Annotated in this window: 20 protein-coding genes; 18 read left to right on the forward strand and 2 right to left on the reverse strand. The window is 66.8% G+C overall.

All coding sequences use genetic code 11. From position 1 onward, the window contains the following. The first annotated feature begins 95 nt into the window (after positions 1–95). The 11 genes from AU185_RS02870 (at position 96) to AU185_RS02920 (ending at position 9,577) form a co-directional block, all read left to right on the forward strand. Positions 96–851 (forward strand): helix-turn-helix transcriptional regulator, encoded by a 756-nt coding sequence (locus AU185_RS02870; protein ID WP_059099998.1) that lies wholly within the window; start codon positions 96–98, stop codon positions 849–851. Further along, positions 848–2,293: a Fe-S cluster assembly protein SufB gene (gene sufB, locus AU185_RS02875; RefSeq protein ID WP_059099999.1), complete on the forward strand. Its 1,446-nt coding sequence runs from the start codon at positions 848–850 to the stop codon at positions 2,291–2,293. Before AU185_RS02870 ends, sufB begins: the two co-directional genes overlap by 4 nt. After that, positions 2,294–3,490: a Fe-S cluster assembly protein SufD gene (gene sufD, locus AU185_RS02880; protein WP_059100000.1), complete on the forward strand. Its 1,197-nt coding sequence runs from the start codon at positions 2,294–2,296 to the stop codon at positions 3,488–3,490. Continuing rightward, on the forward strand, positions 3,487–4,257 hold the full coding sequence (gene sufC / locus AU185_RS02885; RefSeq protein ID WP_059100001.1) for a Fe-S cluster assembly ATPase SufC: 771 nt from the start codon (positions 3,487–3,489) through the stop codon (positions 4,255–4,257). The genes sufD and sufC overlap by 4 nt, the downstream gene beginning before the upstream one ends. Before the next feature lie 3 nt (positions 4,258–4,260). Further along, positions 4,261–5,514, forward strand: coding sequence for a cysteine desulfurase (locus tag AU185_RS02890; protein WP_059100002.1), 1,254 nt, complete (start codon positions 4,261–4,263; stop codon positions 5,512–5,514). A 1-nt stretch (position 5,515) separates the two neighbouring features. Next, positions 5,516–6,001: a Fe-S cluster assembly sulfur transfer protein SufU gene (gene sufU, locus AU185_RS02895; RefSeq protein WP_059100003.1), complete on the forward strand. Its 486-nt coding sequence runs from the start codon at positions 5,516–5,518 to the stop codon at positions 5,999–6,001. Next, on the forward strand, positions 5,979–6,326 hold the full coding sequence (locus AU185_RS02900) for a metal-sulfur cluster assembly factor (protein WP_059100004.1): 348 nt from the start codon (positions 5,979–5,981) through the stop codon (positions 6,324–6,326). The genes sufU and AU185_RS02900 overlap by 23 nt, the downstream gene beginning before the upstream one ends. Positions 6,327–6,406: 80 nt before the next feature. Next, positions 6,407–6,772 carry a thioredoxin gene (gene trxA, locus AU185_RS02905; protein WP_059100005.1) on the forward strand — a complete coding sequence of 122 codons (366 nt, stop codon included), beginning with the start codon at positions 6,407–6,409 and terminating at the stop codon, positions 6,770–6,772. A gap of 27 nt (positions 6,773–6,799) precedes the next feature. After that, entirely contained in the window at positions 6,800–7,636 is an 837-nt protein-coding gene (locus AU185_RS02910) for an enoyl-CoA hydratase (RefSeq protein WP_059100006.1), read from the forward strand. 23 nt (positions 7,637–7,659) lie between these two features. Beyond that, positions 7,660–9,288: an ABC-F family ATP-binding cassette domain-containing protein gene (locus AU185_RS02915; protein WP_059100007.1), complete on the forward strand. Its 1,629-nt coding sequence runs from the start codon at positions 7,660–7,662 to the stop codon at positions 9,286–9,288. A gap of 94 nt (positions 9,289–9,382) precedes the next feature. Next, entirely contained in the window at positions 9,383–9,577 is a 195-nt protein-coding gene (locus AU185_RS02920) for a helix-turn-helix domain-containing protein (RefSeq protein WP_059100174.1), read from the forward strand. Here the strand turns inward: AU185_RS02920 and AU185_RS02925 are convergent. Together AU185_RS02925 and acnA are read right to left on the reverse strand one after the other, a co-directional pair. Beyond that, positions 9,574–10,143 carry a TetR/AcrR family transcriptional regulator gene (locus tag AU185_RS02925; protein ID WP_059100008.1) on the reverse strand — a complete coding sequence of 190 codons (570 nt, stop codon included), beginning with the start codon at positions 10,141–10,143 and terminating at the stop codon, positions 9,574–9,576. The genes AU185_RS02920 and AU185_RS02925 overlap by 4 nt on opposite strands. Positions 10,144–10,156: 13 nt before the next feature. Next, complete coding sequence (gene acnA, locus AU185_RS02930) at positions 10,157–12,991, reverse strand: aconitate hydratase AcnA (RefSeq protein ID WP_172800206.1); 2,835 nt, start codon at positions 12,989–12,991, stop codon at positions 10,157–10,159. Positions 12,992–13,151: 160 nt separating this feature from the next. On the opposite strand from acnA, the gene AU185_RS02935 reads away from it, so the two are divergent. The 7 genes from AU185_RS02935 (at position 13,152) to AU185_RS02965 (ending at position 20,487) form a co-directional block, all read left to right on the forward strand. Then, entirely contained in the window at positions 13,152–13,715 is a 564-nt protein-coding gene (locus AU185_RS02935) for an Rv1476 family membrane protein (protein ID WP_059100175.1), read from the forward strand. Between the two features lie 246 nt (positions 13,716–13,961). Further along, entirely contained in the window at positions 13,962–15,377 is a 1,416-nt protein-coding gene (gene ripA / locus AU185_RS02940) for an NlpC/P60 family peptidoglycan endopeptidase RipA (RefSeq protein WP_059100010.1), read from the forward strand. A 54-nt stretch (positions 15,378–15,431) separates the two neighbouring features. After that, positions 15,432–16,139, forward strand: a complete 708-nt coding sequence (gene ripB / locus AU185_RS02945; protein WP_082683715.1) for an NlpC/P60 family peptidoglycan endopeptidase RipB — start codon at positions 15,432–15,434, stop codon at positions 16,137–16,139. 180 nt (positions 16,140–16,319) lie between these two features. Next, complete coding sequence (gene moxR1 / locus AU185_RS02950) at positions 16,320–17,471, forward strand: chaperone MoxR1 (protein WP_059100177.1); 1,152 nt, start codon at positions 16,320–16,322, stop codon at positions 17,469–17,471. Further along, entirely contained in the window at positions 17,468–18,415 is a 948-nt protein-coding gene (locus AU185_RS02955) for a DUF58 domain-containing protein (RefSeq protein ID WP_059100011.1), read from the forward strand. Before moxR1 ends, AU185_RS02955 begins: the two co-directional genes overlap by 4 nt. Positions 18,416–18,445: 30 nt before the next feature. Then, entirely contained in the window at positions 18,446–19,453 is a 1,008-nt protein-coding gene (locus AU185_RS02960) for a VWA domain-containing protein (RefSeq protein WP_059100012.1), read from the forward strand. Between the two features lie 23 nt (positions 19,454–19,476). Then, on the forward strand, positions 19,477–20,487 hold the full coding sequence (locus AU185_RS02965) for a VWA domain-containing protein (protein WP_059100013.1): 1,011 nt from the start codon (positions 19,477–19,479) through the stop codon (positions 20,485–20,487). Positions 20,488–20,544 lie beyond the last annotated feature (57 nt).

Consider the following 20,544-nt stretch of genomic DNA (forward strand, 5'->3'; position numbering starts at 1 on the left):
CGTAACCGCCGATGTGGGCGGCCCCGGACGGGCCGAGGTCGGGCTAAGGGTGCCCTTGCTTTACACGGCTTTCGGAATTCCGTCACAATAGTGTTGTGAAATTCAGTCCGGACGCTGGCGCCGCTACGGCGGCGACACCCAGCACCGCCGCAGGAGCCGATCGCCACACGCGTGGTGCGATCGTGCAGCTGCTGCTGGAATCCGGACCGATCACGGCGGGCGAGATCGGTGAGCGGCTCGGAATCTCCGCGGCCGGGGTGCGTCGCCACCTCGACGCGCTGATGGACGCGGGCGACGCGCAGGCCAGCGCCGCGGCCGCCTGGCAGCACACCGGACGCGGTAGGCCCGCCAAGCGGTACCGGCTCACCCCGGCGGGTCGCGCCAAGCTGAGCCACGCCTACGACGACCTCGCCGCCGCGGCGATCCGGCAGTTGCGCGAGATCGGCGGCGACGACGCCGTGCGGGCGTTCGCGCGTCGTCGTATCGACGGGATTCTCGCGGGAGTAACCGAGGGCCCTGATGACGTTGAATCAAAGGCCGACCGGGTGGCGGCCGCGCTGACCGAGGCCGGCTACGCGACGACTGTGACATCGGTGACGCCGGCGCCTGGACCGATCCACGGAATCCAGTTGTGTCAGCATCACTGTCCGGTGTCTCACGTCGCGGAGGAGTTCCCGGAACTGTGCGAGACGGAGCGGGAGGCCTTCGCCGAGGTTCTGGGGACCCACGTGCAGAGGCTCGCCACGATCGTCAACGGCGACTGCGCCTGCACCACGCACGTACCGCTGGTCGACAAGGTCGACAAGATCACAGCCACAGCCCCAACTAGCAAGCAAGGAGCGTCGAGATGACGACGACACCCGAGGTCCACAAGATAGGCGAACCGCTCAGCCAGGACGAGGCCATCGCCTCGCTGAGCCGGTACGGCTACGGCTGGGTGGACTCCGACGTCGCGGGCGCCAGCGCGCAGCGCGGATTGTCCGAGGCGGTGGTTCGTGACATCTCGGCGAAGAAGAACGAGCCCGAGTGGATGCTCGAGACCCGGTTGAAGGCGCTGCGCACCTTCACCAAGAAGCCGATGCCGACGTGGGGTTCCAACCTCGAGGGCATCGACTTCGACAACATCAAGTACTTCGTGCGGTCCACCGAGAAGCAGGCCGCCACCTGGGACGACCTGCCCGAGGACATCCGCAACACCTACGACAAGCTCGGCATCCCGGAGGCGGAGAAGCAGCGTCTGGTCTCCGGCGTGGCGGCCCAGTACGAGTCAGAGGTGGTCTACCACCAGATCCGCGAGGACCTCGAGGCCCAGGGCGTCGTCTTCCTCGACACCGACACCGCGCTGCGCGAGCATCCGGACATCTTCAAGCAGTACTTCGGCACCGTGATCCCGGCCGGCGACAACAAGTTCTCCGCGCTCAACACCGCGGTGTGGTCGGGCGGATCGTTCATCTATGTCCCGCCCGGCGTGCACGTCGACATCCCGCTGCAGGCCTACTTCCGGATCAACACCGAGAACATGGGCCAGTTCGAGCGCACGCTGATCATCGTCGACGAGGGCGCCTACGTGCACTACGTCGAGGGCTGCACCGCGCCGATCTACAAGAGCGACTCGCTGCACTCCGCGGTCGTGGAGATCATCGTCAAGCCGGGCGGCCGCTGCCGCTACACGACGATTCAGAACTGGTCGAACAACGTCTACAACCTGGTCACCAAGCGGGCCCGCGCCGAGGCCGGAGCGACGATGGAATGGGTCGACGGCAACATCGGCTCGAAGGTCACCATGAAGTACCCGGCCGTGTGGATGACCGGTGAGCACGCCCGTGGCGAGGTGCTGTCGGTGGCGTTCGCCGGCGAGGGGCAGCACCAGGACACCGGCGCCAAGATGCTGCACCTGGCGCCGAACACGTCGAGCAACATCGTGTCGAAGTCGGTGGCCCGCGGCGGCGGCCGCGCGTCCTACCGCGGCCTGGTCCAGGTCAACAAGGGCGCACACGGATCGCGCTCCAGTGTGAAATGCGATGCGCTGCTTGTCGATACCGTCAGCCGCAGCGACACCTATCCCTACGTCGACATTCGCGAGGACGACGTGACCATGGGTCACGAGGCCACCGTGTCGAAGGTCAGCGAGAACCAGCTGTTCTACCTGATGAGCCGCGGCCTCACCGAGGACGAGGCAATGGCGATGGTGGTGCGCGGCTTCGTCGAGCCGATCGCCAAGGAACTCCCGATGGAGTACGCGCTGGAGCTCAACCGGCTGATCGAGCTGCAAATGGAAGGCGCGGTGGGCTGAGTGGTTTCCGAGCTGACCACCGCCGTCGAGGGGACGCCGGCCGGATCCGCACTCAACAAGGGCGAGATCTTCACCTCGTTCGACGTGAACGCCTTCGAGGTGCCCGGTGGCCGCGACGAGATCTGGCGGTTCACACCGCTCAAACGTCTCCGCGGTCTGCACGACGGCTCCGCGACCGCGACGGGTAGCGCCCAGATTCGGGTGTCCGAACTGCCCGGCGTCACCGTGGAGACGGTGCACCGCGGCGACGAGCGGCTCGGCGAGGGCGGCGTGCCTGCCGACCGGATTGCCGCCCAAGCATTTTCGTCGTTCGACACCGCGACGATCGTCACCGTGGCCCGCGACACCGAGGTCGCCGAGCCGATCGAGGTCGACATCAGCGGCCCGGGCGAGGGCGCGGTGGCTTACGGGCATCTGCAGATCCGCGTCGAGGAACTGTCGCGGGCGATCGTCGTCGTGGACCTGCGGGGTAGCGGAACCTACGCCGACAACGTCGAGATCATCGTCGGCGACTCGGCCGGCCTCGGGGTGATCTGGATCGCCGACTGGGCCGACGACATGGTGCACGTCAGCGCGCATCACGCGCGCCTGGGTAAGGATGCCGTGCTCGGGCACGTCAACGTCACGCTCGGCGGCGACGTCGTCCGGACCACGGCGACGGTCCGCTTCACCGGAACCGGCGGCGACGCCAAGTTGCTCGGCACCTACTTCGCCGACGACGGTCAGCACTTCGAGTCGCGGCTGCTGGTCGACCACGCCCATCCGAACTGCAAGTCCGATGTGCTGTACAAGGGTGCGCTGCAAGGCGATCCGGCATCCAACCGGCCCGATGCGCACACCGTGTGGGTCGGCGACGTGTTGATCCGCGCGGAAGCCACGGGCACCGACACCTTCGAGGTGAACCGCAATCTGCTGCTCACCGACGGCGCGCGCGCCGATTCGGTGCCCAACCTCGAGATCGAGACGGGCGAGATCGTCGGTGCCGGACACGCCAGTGCCACCGGGCGTTTCGACGATGAACAGTTGTTCTATCTGCGGGCCCGGGGCATCCCCGAGGATCAGGCACGTCGCTTGGTGGTGCGCGGCTTCTTCAACGAGATCATCGCCAAAATCGCCGTGCCCGCGGTGCGCGAGCGCCTCACCGAAGCAATTGAACGAGAACTAGCGATCACGGAATCGAGAACAGCCCAATCATGACCACACTGGAAGTCAAAGACCTGCACGTCTCTGTCCTCACGCCCGAGCAGACCGAGATACCGATCCTCAAGGGTGTCGACCTGACCGTGAAGTCGGGGGAGACCCATGCGGTGATGGGCCCCAACGGTTCCGGCAAATCGACCCTGTCGTACGCCATCGCCGGCCACCCCAGGTACACGGTGACATCCGGTTCGATCACGCTGGACGGCCAGGATGTGCTGGAGATGAGCATCGACGAGCGCGCCCGCGCCGGCCTGTTCCTCGCGATGCAGTACCCCGTCGAGGTGCCGGGGGTCTCGATGTCGAACTTCCTGCGCACCGCCGCGACCGCCGTGCGGGGCGAGGCGCCGAAGCTGCGCCACTGGGTCAAAGAGGTCAAGGGCGCGATGAGCGACCTCGGGATCGACGCGGCGTTCTCCGAACGCAGTGTCAACGAAGGGTTCTCGGGCGGTGAGAAGAAGCGCCACGAGATCCTGCAACTGGCTCTGCTGAAGCCGAAGATCGCGATCCTCGACGAGACCGACTCGGGTCTGGACGTCGATGCGCTGCGGGTGGTCAGCGAGGGCGTCAACCGTTACGCCGAGACCGAGCACGGCGGCGTGCTGCTGATCACGCACTACACCCGGATCCTGCGGTACATCCGGCCGCAGTTCGTGCACGTGTTCGTCGACGGCCGCATCGTCACCTCCGGTGGCCCGGAACTCGCCGACGAACTCGAGGAGAACGGCTACGTCCGGTTCACCCAGACGGCGGCCGCGGAGGCGTAACCCGTGACCGCCTCCGTTCGCCCATTGGATCTGGCCGCCATCCGCGCGGACTTCCCGATTCTGAAGAAGCAGATGCGCGGCGGAAACGTGTTGGCGTACCTGGATTCCGGTGCGACGTCGCAACGGCCGCTGCAGGTCCTCGACGCCGAGCGCGAATTCCTGGTCACCTCGTACGGCGCCGTGCACCGCGGCGCTCACCAGTTGATGGAGGAGGCCACCGACGCCTACGAGGAGGGCCGCGCGGACATCGCGGCGTTCGTCGGCGCCGACCCCGATGAGTTGGTGTTCACCAAGAACGCGACCGAGGCGCTCAACCTGGTGTCCTATGCGCTGGGTGACCCTCGCTTCGCAGGCGCCGTCGGCCCGGGTGATGTGATCGTCACGACCGAACTCGAGCATCACGCCAATCTGGTGCCATGGCAGGAGTTGGCGCGTCGCACCGGCGCGACGCTGAGATGGTACGGGGTCACTCCTGACGGCCGCATCGATCTCGACTCACTCCAACTCGACGAGCGCGTCAAAGTCGTTGCGTTCAGCCATCATTCGAACGTGACCGGCGCGCTGGCCCCGGTTGCCGAACTGGTTTCGCGCGCCAAGGCGGTCGGTGCGCTGACCGTGCTCGACGCCTGCCAGTCGGTGCCGCACCAGCCGGTCGACTTCCATGCACTCGACGTCGACTTCGCGGCATTCTCCGGGCACAAGATGTTGGGGCCGACCGGAATCGGTGTGTTGTACGGTCGCGGCGAGCTGCTGAACGCGTTGCCCCCGTTCCTCACCGGCGGGTCGATGATCGAGACCGTCACGATGGAGGAGACGACGTACGCGCCGGCGCCACAGCGCTTCGAGGCGGGTACGCCGATGACGTCGCAAGTGGTCGGGCTGGCCGCTGCCGCGCGGTATCTGCGCGAGGTCGGGATGGACGCCGTCGAAGCGCACGAGGCCGAGCTGGTTGCCGCGGCGCTCGAAGGGCTGACCGCGATCGACGGCGTGCAGATCATCGGGCCGATGTCGTTGGAGAACCGCGGGTCGCCGGTCAGCTTCGTCGTCGACGGCGTGCACGCCCACGATGTGGGGCAGGTGCTCGACGACGAGGGCGTGGCGGTGCGCGTCGGCCACCACTGCGCGTGGCCGCTGCACCGCCGGTTCGGCATCGCGGCCACCGCGCGGGCATCGTTTGCGGTGTACAACACCGTCGAAGAGGTCGATCGGCTGGTGGCGGGTGTCCGTCGGGCCGTGGAATTCTTCGGCAGGGACTGACGTGCGGCTGGAGCAGATCTATCAGGAAGTGATCCTCGATCACTACAAGCACCCGCACAACCGCGGGCTGCGCGAGCCGTTCGACGCGCAGGTGCACCACGTCAATCCCACCTGCGGGGACGAGGTGACGCTGCGGGTGACGTTGTCCGGCGACGGCGAGCAGGTGAACGACATCTCCTATGACGGCCAGGGCTGTTCGATCAGCCAGGCCTCGACGTCCGTGCTGACCGATCAGGTGATCGGGCAAAGCGTCGGAGACGCGTTGAAAACGGTCGCGGCGTTCAGCGAGATGATTTCATCGCGCGGGACGGTCGACGGCGACGAAGATGTGATCGGAGACGGCATCGCGTTCGCCGGTGTCGCGAAGTATCCGGCGCGGGTCAAGTGCGCGCTGCTGGGTTGGATGGCTTTCAAGGACGCGCTGGCTCAAGCCGGCGCTGAATTCGGGACAGAGGAGACGCCAAATGAGCGACACCGCAGTGCCTAACGAGGAACTGTTGTTCGATCTCGAGGAGGCGATGCGCGACGTGGTCGACCCGGAACTCGGGATCAACGTCGTCGACTTAGGCCTGGTCTACGGAATCAACGTCGAGCAGGGGGAGCAGGGCAACGTCGCGTTGATCGACATGACCCTGACGTCGGCCGCGTGCCCGCTGACCGATGTCATCGAGGATCAGTCGCGCACCGCGCTGGTGGGTGCAGGCCTGGTCGACGAGCTGAGGATCAACTGGGTGTGGAACCCGCCGTGGGGACCGGACAAGATCACCGAGGACGGCCGCGAACAGCTTCGGGCGCTCGGCTTCACGGTCTGACGACGGCGATCGGGCGCTGCACCGTTTCGTCGTCCGTAGGCTGGGGAACACCCGGCTGAACACCAGCGTTAGGACACTACGTGGCTACCCAAGACATCACCGCCGAACAATTCAACGACACCATCAACGACAACGAGATCGTGCTGGTGGACTTCTGGGCGTCGTGGTGTGGCCCGTGCAAGGCATTCGCCCCCACGTTCGCGGCGTCCTCCGAGGAGCATCCGGACGTGGTGTACGCCAAGGTCGACACCGAGGCCGAACAGGCGCTGGCGGCGGCCGCCGACATCCGGTCCATTCCGACGTTGATGGCGTTCAAGAAGGGCAAACTGGTGTTCAACCAGGCCGGCGCCTTGCCGCCCGCGGCCCTCGAGGAGCTCGTTCAGCGGGTCAAGGAGTTCGACATCGACGCCGCGATCGCAGCGCAGGACAACGGCCAGCCGGAGTGAAGCCGCGCACGCGATAGCGTGCACTGCGTGAACGAGCGCGCAGACACCGAACAGAGCAACTTCGTCCTGGTCGACCGGCCGCGGCCCGGCGTCGCGCTGGTGACCCTGAACCGGCCGGAACGGATGAACTCCATGGCCTTCGACGTCATGGTGCCGCTCAAGAAGGTGATCGAGGAGCTGACCTGCGACAACTCCGTGCGGGCGGTGGTGCTGACCGGCGCCGGACGCGGCTTTTCCTCCGGCGCCGACCACAAGTCAGCCGGCTCCGTACCGCACATCGACGGGCTGACCCGGCCGACGTTCGCGCTGCGGTCCATGGAGGTGCTCGACGACGTCATCCTGGCCCTGCGCAAGATGCACCAGCCGGTGATCGCCGCGGTCAACGGCGCCGCCATCGGCGGCGGCCTGTGCCTGGCGCTGGCCTGCGACATCCGCGTCGCCGCCGACGGCGCCTACTTTCGCGCGGCGGGTATCAACAACGGTCTGACCGCCAGTGAACTGGGATTGTCCTATCTGCTACCGCGCGCCATCGGCACCTCGCGGGCCTTCGAGCTGATGCTGACCGGCCGCGACGTCGACGCCGCCGAGGCCGAACGCATCGGGCTGGTGTCCCGCGCGGTGCCCGACGACGACCTGCTCGAGGTTTGCTATCAACTCGGTGAGCGCATCGCGACGTTCTCCCGGCCGGGAATCGAGTTGACCAAACGCACACTTTGGAGTGGACTGGACGCCGGTAGCCTGGAAGGGCATATGCAAGCCGAGGGCCTCGGACAACTCTTCGTCCGGTTGCTCACCGCCAACTTCGAAGAAGCGGTGGCAGCGCGCGCCGAGAAACGGGCCCCGGTCTTCACCGACGACAAGTGACGACAAAGTAAGGACAGCACAGCGTGATCACCGCAACGGACCTCGAGGTCCGCGCCGGGGCACGCACGTTGCTGTCCACCGACGGAACCGCGCTTCGGGTGCAGCCCGGCGATCGGATCGGCTTGGTCGGCCGCAACGGCGCAGGCAAGACCACCACGCTGCGCATCCTCGCAGGCGAAAGCGAGCCATACGCGGGAGATATCGCGCGCAACGGCGAAATCGGTTATCTGCCACAGGATCCCAGAGAAGGCGACCTCGACGTGCTCGCTCGTGACCGGGTCCTGTCGGCACGCGGGCTCGACACCTTGCTGGCCGACCTGGAGAAGCAGCAGGTGCTGATGGCCGAGGTCGCCGACGACGCCGCCCGGGACAAGGCCGTCCGCCGGTACGGTCAGCTCGAGGAACGGTTCGCGGCGCTGGGCGGCTATGCCGCCGAGAGCGAGGCGAGCCGGATCTGCGCGAGCCTCGGACTGCCCGAACGCGTCCTGACCCAACCGCTGCGCACGCTGTCCGGCGGTCAGCGCCGCCGCGTAGAACTCGCCCGGATCCTGTTCTCCGCATCCGAGAGCGGTGCTGGATCTTCGACAACGCTGCTGCTCGACGAACCCACCAACCACCTCGATGCCGATTCCATCGGCTGGCTGCGTGACTTCTTACAGCAGCACACCGGCGGTCTGATCGTCATCAGCCACAACGTCGATCTGCTCGCCGATGTGGTGAACCGGGTGTGGTTCCTCGACGCGGTGCGCGGCGAGGTCGACGTCTACAACATGGGTTGGCAGAAGTACCTCGACGCGCGCGCCACCGACGAACAGCGGCGCCGCCGCGAACGCGCCAACGCCGAACGCAAGGCGTCCGCGTTGCGCTCCCAGGCCGCCAAGATGGGCGCCAAGGCCACCAAAGCCGTTGCCGCGCAGAACATGTTGCGACGTGCCGATCGAATGATGGCCGCCCTCGACGAGGAACGCGTCGCCGACAAGGTGGCCCGCATCAAGTTCCCGACGCCCGCGCCGTGCGGACGAACCCCGCTCGTCGCCAAGGGCCTGACGAAGAACTACGGGTCGCTCGAGGTCTTCACCGGTGTCGACCTGGCGATCGACCGCGGCTCACGGGTGGTGGTGCTCGGCCTCAACGGCGCGGGCAAGACCACGCTGCTGCGCCTGCTGGCCGGCGCCGAAACGCCGGATGCCGGTGCGTTGGAACCCGGCCACGGCCTCAAGCTCGGCTATTTCGCCCAGGAACACGACACCCTCGACGACACCGCGACGGTGTGGGAGAACATCCGGCACGCGGCGCCCGACACCGGCGAGCAGGACCTTCGGGGTCTGTTGGGCGCCTTCATGTTCAGCGGACCGCAGCTGGAGCAGCCGGCGGGCACGCTGTCCGGCGGCGAGAAGACACGACTGGCGCTCGCCGGGCTCGTCGCGTCGACCGCGAACGTGCTGTTGCTCGACGAGCCGACGAACAACCTCGATCCCGCGTCACGCGAGCAGGTGCTCGACGCACTGCGCAGCTACGTCGGCGCAGTCGTGCTGGTGACCCACGATCCCGGCGCCGCCGAAGCGTTGGACCCGCAGCGCGTGGTACTGCTTCCCGACGGCACCGAGGATTACTGGTCCGAGGAATACCGCGACCTCATCGAGTTGGCCTGATCCGGCTCTGGAGACCGTTTCGTCATTTTCATCCGCCGTGTGTAACCGGTTCATACGCTGGGTATGCGTCGGGGCATCAAGCGGGGAGGTGCTGATGAAGAAGCTGGACAAGTCGAGAGACCAGTTGCTCAACGAGTTGCGGAGTGCTTACGAGGGTGGCGCGAGTATCCGCACGCTGGTGGCGTCCACCGGCCGATCGTACGGTTCGATCCACAGCATGCTGCGCGAGTCGGGCACCACGATGCGCAGCCGCGGCGGTCCCAACCACCGCAGCAGGCGCGCCAGCTAGTCCGGTCGCTGCCGCACCGATGCCTCGACGAGGTCCAGTACGGCACTGAGCTTTTCGGGATCGTCTCCCGAAGCCAACCGCGCAACCAAACCGTCGAGGACGAGGTCGAGATAGGTCTGCAGCACGGCGCTGGGGACGTCGTCGCGCAGACGGCCCGCCTGTTTCTGCATACGTAACCGCTGATGGGTGGCCGCCGAGAGTTCGGCGGACCGCTCGGACCACCCACGGTGGAACTCGGGGTCGTTGCGGAGCTTTCGCGCGATCTCCAGCCGCGTGGCCAGCCAGTCGAACTGATCGGGCGCAGCGAGCATGTCCCGCATCACTTGGACGAGCCCCTCCCTCGCGGCGACGTCGGCCATCCGCTCGGCATCCTCGCGGGCCAGTTCGAAGAACAGCGTGTCCTTGTCCCGGAAGTGGTGGAAGATGGCGCCGCGCGACAGCCCGATCGTCTGCTCGAGCCGCCGCACGGTCGCCTTGTCGTAGCCGTACTCCGCGAAGCACCGGCGGGCGCCGTCGAGGATCTGCCGACGACGCGCCGCCAGGTGGTCGTCGGTGACCCGGGGCACGCGTGAGTCCCCGCTATGACTTCAGCATGTTGCGCAGCACGTACTGCAGGATGCCGCCGTTGCGGTAGTAGTCCGCCTCGCCGGGGGTGTCGATGCGCACCACCGCGTCGAACTCGACGGTGTCACCATCTTCCTTCGTGGCAGTGACTTTCACCGTCTTGGGCGTCTTACCCTCGTTGAGGTCCTCGATGCCGGTGATGTCGAAGGTCTCGGTACCGTCGAGCTTCAACGACGACGCCGACTCGCCCTCGGGGAACTGCAGCGGAATCACGCCCATGCCGATCAGGTTCGACCGGTGGATCCGCTCGAACGACTCACAGATCACCGCGCGCACGCCCAGCAGCCGGGTGCCCTTGGCAGCCCAGTCCCGCGACGAGCCCGAGCCGTACTCCTTGCCACCCAGGACGACCAGCGGAATATCCTGCGCCGCATAGTTTTGCGCGGCGTCGTAAATGAACGCCTGCTCGCCGCCGTTGGTGAAGTCGCGGGTATAGCCGCCGGACACGTCGTCTAGCAGCTCGTTGCGCAGCCGGATGTTGGCGAACGTGCCGCGGATCATCACCTCGTGGTTGCCGCGCCGGGAGCCGTAAGAGTTGTAATCCTTCTTCTCGACGCCGTTCTCCTCGAGGTACTGCGCGGCGGGGGTGCCGGGCTTGATACTTCCCGCGGGGGAGATGTGGTCGGTGGTGACCGAATCACCCAGCAACGCCAGCACTTTGGCGCCCTTGATGTCGGTCACCGGCTCCGGCTCGGCCGGCATCCCGTCGAAGTACGGCGGCTTGCGCACATAGGTCGAGTCGTCGGCCCACTCGAAGGTGTTGCCGCTCGGGGTCGGCAGGTTACGCCAGCGCTCGTCACCCTTGAACACGTCGGCGTAGTTCTTGGTGAACATCTCGGTGTTGATGGCCGAGGCGATGGTGTCGTCGATGTCCTTCTGCGAGGGCCAGATGTCTTTGAGGAACACCTCGTTGTCATCCGAGTCCTTGCCCAGCGGTTCGTTGTCGAAGTCGAAGTCCATCGTTCCCGCCAGCGCGTAGGCGATGACCAGCGGCGGCGACGCCAGGTAGTTCATCTTCACGTCGGGATTGATGCGGCCTTCGAAGTTGCGGTTACCCGACAACACCGCGGCCACCGACAGATCGGCGTCGTTGACCACCTGCGAGATTTCCTCGGGCAGTGGCCCGCTGTTGCCGATGCAGGTAGTGCAGCCGTAGCCCACCAGATAGAAGCCGAGCTTCTCCAGATACGGCCACAGATCGGCCTTCTCGTAGTAGTCGGTGACGACCTGCGAACCGGGCGCCATCGTCGTCTTCACCCACGGTTTTGTGGTCAGTCCCTTCTCCACGGCGTTCTTGGCGAGCAGCGCCGCGCCGAGCATGACCTCGGGGTTGGACGTGTTGGTGCACGAGGTGATAGCCGCGATGACCACGGCACCGTGGTCGAGGATGAACTCGCCGCGCTCGTCGGACTTGACCTCCACGGGGTTCGTGGGTCGGCCGTTGGATCCCACGGCCGCCGACGGCACCACGGCGTCGTCGTCGGCGAACGCCAGGCTGGACGCCGGGTCACTGGCCGGGAACGTTTCCTCGACGGCCTCGTCGAGTTTGGTGTGCGCGGGAGAGTTGCCATCCTCGACATAGTTGTGAATGGCCTTGCGGAAGGCGTCCTTCGCCTCGTTCAGCGCGATGCGGTCCTGCGGGCGCTTCGGCCCCGCGATCGAGGGCACCACGTCGGAGAGGTCGAGCTCGATGTACTCGGAGAACTTGGGCTCCCGCTTCGGGTCGTGCCACATGCCCTGTTCCTTGGCATAGGCCTCGACCAGAGCGAGCTGCTCGTCGCTGCGCCCGGTCATCCGCAGATAGTCGATGGTGACCGCGTCGATCGGGAAAATGGCTGCGGTCGAACCGAATTCGGGGCTCATGTTCCCCAGGGTGGCGCGGTTGGCCAGCGGCACCTCGGCCACGCCGTCGCCGTAGAACTCGACGAACTTGCCGACCACGCCGTGCTTGCGGAGCATCTCGGTAACGGTGAGCACCACGTCGGTGGCGGTCACCCCGGGTTGGCGCTCACCGGTCAGCTTGAACCCGACCACCCGGGGGATGAGCATCGACACCGGTTGGCCAAGCATCGCGGCCTCGGCCTCGATGCCGCCGACGCCCCACCCCAGCACGCCCAGGCCGTTGACCATCGTGGTGTGGCTGTCGGTGCCGACGCAGGTGTCGGGGTAGGCAGTCACTGTCCCGTGCGCGTCCTCGCGGGACCACACCACCCGCGCCAGGTACTCGATGTTGACCTGGTGCACGATCCCGGTCCCCGGCGGGACCACCTTGAAGTCGTCGAAGGCGCCCTGTCCCCAGCGCAGGAACTGATAGCGCTCGCCGTTGCGCTCGTACTCGATCTCGACGTTGCGTTCGAACGCGTCTTCGCGGCCGAACAGGTCGGCGATCACGGAGTGGTCGATCACCAGGTCGGCGGGGGCGAGCGGATTGACCTTGTCGGGGTCTCCGCCCAGGTCGCCGATCGCTTCCCGCATGGTGGCGAGATCGACGATGCACGGCACACCGGTGAAGTCCTGCATCACCACCCGGGCCGGGGTGAACTGGATCTCCACGCTGGGCTCTGCTTCGGGATCCCACTTGGCGAGCGCCTCGATGTGGTCTTTCGTGATGTTCTTGCCGTCCTCGGTGCGCAGCAGGTTCTCGGCCAGAACTTTCAGGCTGTAGGGCAGCTTCTCGGTGCCCTTAACCGCATCGAGGCGGTAGATCTCGTAGCTCTTGTCGCCGACCTTCAGGGTGTCGCGGGCATCAAAAGAGTTCAAGGACGATTGGGCGTTATTACCTTTGCTCACATCAACTCCCGGCTAGTTCTCGCAGCCGACGGGCTGTGTCGGCCGCGTTCCAACTCTAACAGTACGCTTGTCCTGCAAAACAATCAGGGTCGGTCTTCAGTCTTGTCCTCGCCTGCGCGTGCTGTCACCCCGCTGGGTACCCATCACGTACGGTTCTCTCGTGACCGGACCGCATGTGCTTCCGTCTCTGCCGGCATACATACCGCCCGACGTCTGTGGGCCGGTCGGCCGAGACCCCGCGACCACGCCCGTCGACACGTGCATGAACCTCGTCATCGATGACGTCCGCGACGACGGCGTGAGCGCCTCGCCCACGCCGGAGAACGAAGGCCTGCCCGGGGTGGTCGACGAGGCTGCGCAGCAGGGCATCGACCTCAAGATCGTCGTCGTCGACCAGAACCCGCCGGTCGACACGCCACTGCGCGATATCGCGACCGAGGTGGGACAGGCGTTTCCCGGGTCGACCGTGCTGGTGCTCAGCCCCAGCGAGTCGGGTTCGTTCAGCACCACTTTCGACCGGGTCACGCTGGAAGCCGGTCAGGATGTCGCCGAAGGCCGTGGCGCGGTTCAGGGTTCGAAGAATTTTCTCAGCGAGTTGACGACACCGGACTTTCCGTGGACGGCGTTGACCATTGTGGTGGTTCTGGGAGTCATTGCGGCCGTTATCGGTACGCGACTTTTGCAAATTCGCAGCAGGCGCACCGAGACCCGCGCGCAGTCCTGAATACGCAGCGCAACAGCGGTTTTGGCGCCGGAGCGCGGCGACCCCGTAGGTAGTGAAGTCACGGCTCGATAACACTACATTCAATTACAAACTTGTAATTTGTGACTTGAGTTTCTTTGGCGTCAGATGTGACGTACGGTGCAATCGGTAACTGTGTTGTAGATGTGCATTTTGTGACTAATGCGCACAGTGACCCGACGAATGTGTCCGCACGTTCGCCTGAGAGCCATAGGAGAACTGAGTCGGATGAGACCCATCACTCGCGCATTGGCCACTTGGCCGTGTGAACGGTTCTGCGCGGCTCTGCTCGCGGCGGTCGTGCTGCTAGCCACCCCCGGCCTGGCCGTGGCGCAACCCAGCAGCCCCGACAGCCTTGCCGCACTCGTCGCCGCCGTCGCCGAAGCGGATCAGAAGTTGCAGGACCTCGGCGCCGCGATTCAGCAACAGCAGGAGAGCGTCAACAAGGCGATCCTCGACGTGCAGAACGCCCGGGAGAACGCTGATGCCGCACAGCGCGAGGTCGACGCGAGCAGACAGCGTGTCCAAGACGCCAACATCGCAATCGAGCAGGCGCAGAAGCGGTTCGACTCGTTCGCGGCCGCGACATACGTCAACGGCCCTTCCGACTCGTACCTGACCGCGAGTGATCCCGCGGAGATCGTCAAGACCGCCGCGGTCGGGCAGACGTTGACGCTCAGCTCGCAGAAGGTCATCGCCGATCTGCAGCGGGCCCGCACCGAGCAGGTCAACCGCGACTCCGCGGTGCGACTGGCCAAGCAGAACGCCGACAAGGCCGTCGCCGACGCCGAAGCCAGCCAGCGCTCGGCGGTGTCGGCACTCACCGACGCGCAGGAGACGTTCCGCTCTCAACAGGCCCAACTCGACAAGCTGACCGCCGAGCGCGCCGCCGCGCAGGCGAAGCTCGCGCAGGCGCGCACCGCGTCCGCGCCGGCGGCGGACGCCCCCGCGGCACCGGCGGCGGCCGCGGCCCCGGCGAACGACAACTGGGACCGCGCACCGCAGGGCCGGGATCCGGGCACCGGCAACTGGGCCGGGCCGTGGGACCCGACGCTGCCCGCGATTCCCAGCGCCTTCGTCAGCGGTGATCCGATCGCGATCATCAACGCGGTGCTCGGAATCGCGTCGACGTCGGCGCAGGTGACCCAGGACATGGGCCGCAAGTTCCTGCAGTCGCTGGGACTGCTGCCCACTCCGACCGGCTACACCAACGCTCCCGGCGCGATTCCCCGGGTCTACGGCAGGCAGGCCACCGAGTACGTGATCAAGCGGGCCATGTCGCAGCTCGGCGTGCCGTACTCGTGGGGCGGCGGCAACGCCGCCGGCCCGAGCCGGGGCATCGACTCCGGCGCGGGCACAGTCGGATTCGACTGCTCGGGCCTGATGCTCTACGCGTTCGCCGGTGTCGGCATCAAGCTCGACCACTACTCCGGTTCGCAGTACAACGCCGGACGTAAGGTCCCGTCGTCGCAGATGCGGCGTGGCGACATGCTGTTCTGGGGCCCCAACGCCAGCCAGCATGTGGCCCTCTATCTCGGCGACGGACAGATGCTCGAAGCGCCCTACACCGGATCGGTGGTGAAGGTGTCACCGGTGCGCACCAGCGGCATGACCCCGTACGCGACTCGTCTCATCGAATGGTGACGGCTCAAGGAGATTCGAAAGAGATTTGAAAGAGATAAAGAGATTAGGAATACCTTGCGCTCCAAGCTGACTCGCTTCCTCGGCGGTTGCGCGCTCCTGCTCGCCGCGGTTGCGCTGACTGTCGGACTGGCCACGCCCGCCGCCTCGGCGCCCGGCGACGGTCAGTGGGACCCCACGTTGCCCAAGCTGCTCAGCGCCGGCGCGCCGGGCGATCCGCTCGCGATCGCCAATGCATCGCTCGCCGCGACCGCGCAGGCCACCGAAGTCACGATGAACCTGGGCCGCAAGTTCCTGTCCACGCTGGGCCTCGCGCCCCCGGAGGCGGCGACGGCCGGCGTCGCGCCGGGACGGGTCCGCGGGCCGCAGGCCATCGAGTATGTGATCCGCCGGGGCGCCTCGCAGATGGGCGTGCCGTACTCGTGGGGCGGTGGCAAGCCGAACGGACCCAGCCGCGGTATCGACTCGGGCGCCAACACCGTCGGATTCGACTGCTCGGGCTTCACCCAGTTCTCGTTCGCGGGTGTGGGCGTGCTGATCCCCAAGTACTCAGGCGACCAGTACGACACCGGCCGCAAGGTGCCGACGTCGCAGGCCAAGCGCGGGGACCTGCTGTTCTGGGGGCCCGGCGGCAGCCAGCACGTCGCCCTCTACCTCGGCGGTGGCCAGATGCTGGAGGCCTCGAGCAACTCCGGGAAGGTCACGGTGAGCCCGGTGCGCCACTCGGGCCTGCAGCCGTACGTGGCGCGCATCATCGAGTCCTGAGCCCGAACCTGAGCGGAGCCTTAGCCGAACCTGAGGGCGCTTGTTGAATTCTTTTCGCGCACGCGCTCATCGTCGGGCAACGTCGACGGATTTCGCGGTGCCTGGAATAGTTGACGGCGAGCGTGCGGCCCGGACCGGCCAGCGCCGCTATGACCAGCGAGTTATGTGGAAGGAACGTTGATGACGTCACCGAGTGGGCCGCCGCAGGGCGCTGCAGGTTATCCCGGCCAGGCACCGGCGCAGGGATACCAGGGCTCGCATGCCGCGCCGGCGACCAACCCGGCCTCCAATAACGGCGGTCTGCAGCAGGAGGTCCACACGCTGGAGCGGGCCGTCTTCGAGGTCAAGCGGATCATCGTCGGTCAGGACCAACTGGTCGAGCGCATGCTGGTCGGCCTGCTCGCCAAGGGCCATGTGCTTCTCGAGGGTGTGCCCGGCGTCGCCAAGACGCTGGCCGTCGAGACCTTCGCCAAGGTGGTGGGTGGCACGTTCGCGCGCATCCAGTTCACGCCCGACCTGGTACCCACCGACATCATCGGTACCCGTATCTACCGGGTGGGCAAGGAGGAGTTCGACATCGAGCTCGGCCCCGTGGTGGTCAACTTCCTGCTCGCCGACGAGATCAACCGCGCCCCGGCGAAGGTGCAGTCGGCGCTGCTGGAGGTCATGGCCGAGCGCAAGATCTCGATCGGCGGCAAGACCTTCCCGCTGCCCCAGCCGTTCCTGGTGATGGCCACCCAGAACCCGATCGAGCAGGAGGGCGTGTACGCACTGCCCGAAGCTCAGCGCGACCGCTTCCTGTTCAAACTCAACATCGACTACCCCTCGCCCGAGGAAGAGCGCGAGATCATCTACCGGATGGGGGTCAAGCCGCCGGAGCCCAAGCAGATTCTGGCGCCGGGTGACCTGCTGAGACTGCAGGAGGTGGCGGCCAACAACTTCGTGCACCATGCTCTCGTCGATTACGTCGTCCGGGTGGTGACCGCGACCCGGCAGCCGGAGAAGTTCGGAATGCCCGACGCCAAGGCCTGGATCGCCTACGGCGCGTCACCGCGCGCATCGCTCGGCATCATCGCGGCGGCCCGGGCGCTGGCGCTGGTGCGCGGGCGTGACTACGTGATCCCGCAGGACGTCGTCGAGGTCATCCCCGACGTGCTGCGGCATCGGCTGGTGCTGACCTACGACGCGTTGGCCGACGAGATCTCCGCCGAGACGGTGATCACCCGGATCCTGCAGACCGTGGCCCTGCCGCAGGTGAATGCGATTCCGCAGCAAGGTCATTCGGTGCCGCCCGTCGTGCCCGCCGCCGCAGGTGCGGCCAGCAATCGGTGACCACTTCCGGCCGCAACGTCGATCTGCCGTCGCTCAAGCGGGGGGAGATCCGTGACCCTGCGCTGACGGCGGCGCTTCGCAAGCTCGAGTTGACGGTGCGGCGCAAGCTCGACGGCGTCCTGCACGGCGACCACCTCGGCCTGCTTCCGGGTCCCGGTTCGGAGCCGGGGGAGTCGCGGCTCTATCAGCCCGGTGACGACGTGCGCAGGATGGACTGGTCGGTCACGGCCCGCACCACCCATCCGCATGTGCGACAGATGATCGCCGACCGCGAGCTCGAAACATGGTTGGTGGTCGACATGTCGGCCAGCCTCGATTTCGGCACGACCGGTTGCGAGAAGCGTGACCTCGCGGTGGCCGCCGCGGCGGCGATCACGTTCCTCAACAGCGGCGGAGGCAACCGGATCGGCGCGATCATCGCCAACGGCGACACCGTGCGGCGGGTGCCGGCATTGTCGGGCCGGATGCACGAGCAGGAGATGCTGCGCGCGATCGCGACGATGCCCAAGGCGCCGACGGGCGTTCGCGGCGACCTGGCCGCCGCGATCGACGCCCTGCGCCGGCCTGAGCGTCGTCGCGGCATGGCGGTGATCATCAGCGACTTCCTCGGCCCGATCAACTGGATGCGGCCGCTGCGGGCGATCGCCGGTCGCCACGAGGTGCTCGGCATCGAGATCCTCGATCCGCGCGACGTCGAGCTGCCACCGGTCGGCGACGTCGTCCTGCAGGACGCCGAGACCGGCGCCACCCGCGAGTTCACCATCGACGAACAGTTGCGCGACGACTTCGAACGGGCCGCGGCCGCCCACCGCGCAGAGGTGGCGAGGACGCTGCGGCGATGCGACGCCCCGCTGTTGACGTTGCGCACCGACCGTGACTGGATCGCCGACGTCGTCCGGTTCGTCGCCAACCGCAGGCGTGGCGCCCTGGCAGGCCGTGTCTAGATCGGATCGTCGCGAAATGATTAGGCGCACATGACTTTGCCGTTGCTCGGACCGATGACGCTGTCGGGCTTCGAAAACGCCTGGTTCTTCCTGTTCCTGCTCGCGGTACTCGGGATCGTCGGGCTCTACATCGTCGTCCAGCTGGCCCGGCACCGGCGGATGTTGCGGTTCGCCAACATGGCATTGCTGGAAAGCGTTGCGCCCAAACGCGCTACGCGCTGGCGGCATGTGCCCGCGATCCTGCTCGTGATCGCTCTGGTGTTCCTCACGGTGGCGATGGCCGGTCCGACGCACGACGTGCGCATACCGCGTAACCGCGCGGTGGTGATGCTCGTCATGGACGTGTCGCAGTCGATGCGGGCCACCGACGTCGCACCGAACCGCATGGCCGCGGCCCAGGAGGCGTCCAAACAGTTCGCCGACGAGCTCACCCCGGGTATCAACCTCGGGCTGATCTCGTACGCCGGCACGGCGACCGTGCTGGTGTCGCCGACCACCGGACGTGAGGCCACCAAGGCCGCGATCGACAAACTGCAGTTCGCCGACCGCACGGCCACCGGTGAGGGCATTTTCACTGCGCTGCAGGCGATCGCCACGGTCGGTGCGGTGATCGGCGGCGGCGACGAACCGCCGCCGGCACGCATCGTGTTGTTCTCCGACGGCAAGGAGACCGTGCCGTCGAACCCCGACAACCCCAAGGGCGCCTACACCGCCGCCCGCACCGCGAAGGATCAGGGCGTGCCGATCTCGACGATCTCGTTCGGCACCCCCTACGGCTACGTGGAGATCAACGACCAACGGCAGCCGGTGCCCGTCGACGACGAAATGCTCAAGAAGATCGCCGATCTGTCCGGCGGTGAGGCGTACACCGCGTCCAGCCTCGAACAGCTGCGGGAGGTCTACGCCAACCTGCAGCAGCAGATCGGCTACGAGACGATCAGGGGCGACGCGAGTGTCGGCTGGCTGCGGCTCGGAGCGTTGGCGCTCGCGCTGGCGACGCTGGCGGCGCTGTTCATCAACCGCCGGCTGCCGAACTGACTCGCAAGGGATGACCAGCTGACATGACGCTTCCGCTGCTCGGGCCGGTATCGCTGACGGGATTTCAGCACATCTGGTGGTTTCTGCTGTTCCTGGTCATCCTGCTGGCGCTGGTCGGGTTGTACGTCGCGGCCCAATTCGCTCGGCGCCGGCGACTGCAGCAGTTCGCCAACACCGAGTCGCTGGACAGTGTGGCGCCGAAGCGCCCCAGCCCGTGGCGGCACGTTCCCGCGGCGCTGCTGGCAATCGCGTTGCTGCTGTGCACGATTGCGTTGGCCGGGCCCACCCACGACCAACGGCTGCCGCGCAACCGTGCGGTGGTGATGCTGGCGATCGACGTGTCGCAATCCATGCGCGCCACCGACGTCGAGCCCAGCCGGCTGGCCGCCGCGCAGGAGGCGTCGAAGAAGTTCGTCGACGAGCTCACCCCGGGCATCAACCTGGGAGTGATCGCCTATGCCGGCACCGCCACGGTGTTGGTGTCGCCGACCACCAACCGCGACGCGAGCCGGCGCGCCATCGACAATCTGCAGGTGGCCGACCGCACCGCCACCGGTGAGGCCATCTTCACCGCGCTCTCGTCGATCTCCACCGTCGGGGCGGTGATCGGTGGCGGCGACGAACCGCCGCCCGCGCGCATCGTGCTGTTCTCCGACGGCAAGGAGACCGTCCCGTCGAATCCGGACAATCCGAAGGGCGCCTTCACCGCGGCGCGGGCCGCCAAGGACCAGGGTGTGCCGATCTCCACGATCTCCTTCGGCACTCCCAACGGGTCGGTCGAGGTCAACAACGAGCGGGTCCCGGTGCCGGTCGACGACGAGGGCATGAAGAAGATCGCCGAGCTTTCCGGTGGCGACGCCTACACCGCCTCCAACCTCGACGAGCTGAACAAGGTGTACGAAACCCTCCAGGACCAGATCGGCTACGAGACCGTGCGCGGCGAGGCCACCAGCGGCTGGCTGCGGCTCGGCGCTCTGGTCGCTGCGGCCGCGGCGGTGGCGAGCCTGCTGATCAACCGTCGGTTGCCGCTCTGAAGACGTCGAACTAAGGCGATTTCTTAGAAATGACGTCCAGACGATAGGTTGGCGGGC

Source organism: Mycobacterium sp. GA-0227b (assembly GCF_001499855.1).
Taxonomy (GTDB): Bacteria; Actinomycetota; Actinomycetes; order Mycobacteriales; family Mycobacteriaceae; genus Mycobacterium.

Excerpts from the sequence above, each read along its gene's own strand:
- sufB (WP_059099999.1), top strand. The coding sequence starts at position 848 with ATGACGACGACACCCGAGGTCCACAAGATAGGCGAACCGCTCAGCCAG.
- sufC (WP_059100001.1), top strand. The coding sequence starts at position 3,487 with ATGACCACACTGGAAGTCAAAGACCTGCACGTCTCTGTCCTCACGCCC.
- AU185_RS02900 (WP_059100004.1), top strand. The coding sequence starts at position 5,979 with ATGAGCGACACCGCAGTGCCTAACGAGGAACTGTTGTTCGATCTCGAG.
- AU185_RS02920 (WP_059100174.1), top strand. The coding sequence starts at position 9,383 with ATGAAGAAGCTGGACAAGTCGAGAGACCAGTTGCTCAACGAGTTGCGG.
- ripA (WP_059100010.1), top strand. The coding sequence starts at position 13,962 with ATGAGACCCATCACTCGCGCATTGGCCACTTGGCCGTGTGAACGGTTC.
- moxR1 (WP_059100177.1), top strand. The coding sequence starts at position 16,320 with ATGACGTCACCGAGTGGGCCGCCGCAGGGCGCTGCAGGTTATCCCGGC.
- AU185_RS02960 (WP_059100012.1), top strand. The coding sequence starts at position 18,446 with ATGACTTTGCCGTTGCTCGGACCGATGACGCTGTCGGGCTTCGAAAAC.
- AU185_RS02965 (WP_059100013.1), top strand. The coding sequence starts at position 19,477 with ATGACGCTTCCGCTGCTCGGGCCGGTATCGCTGACGGGATTTCAGCAC.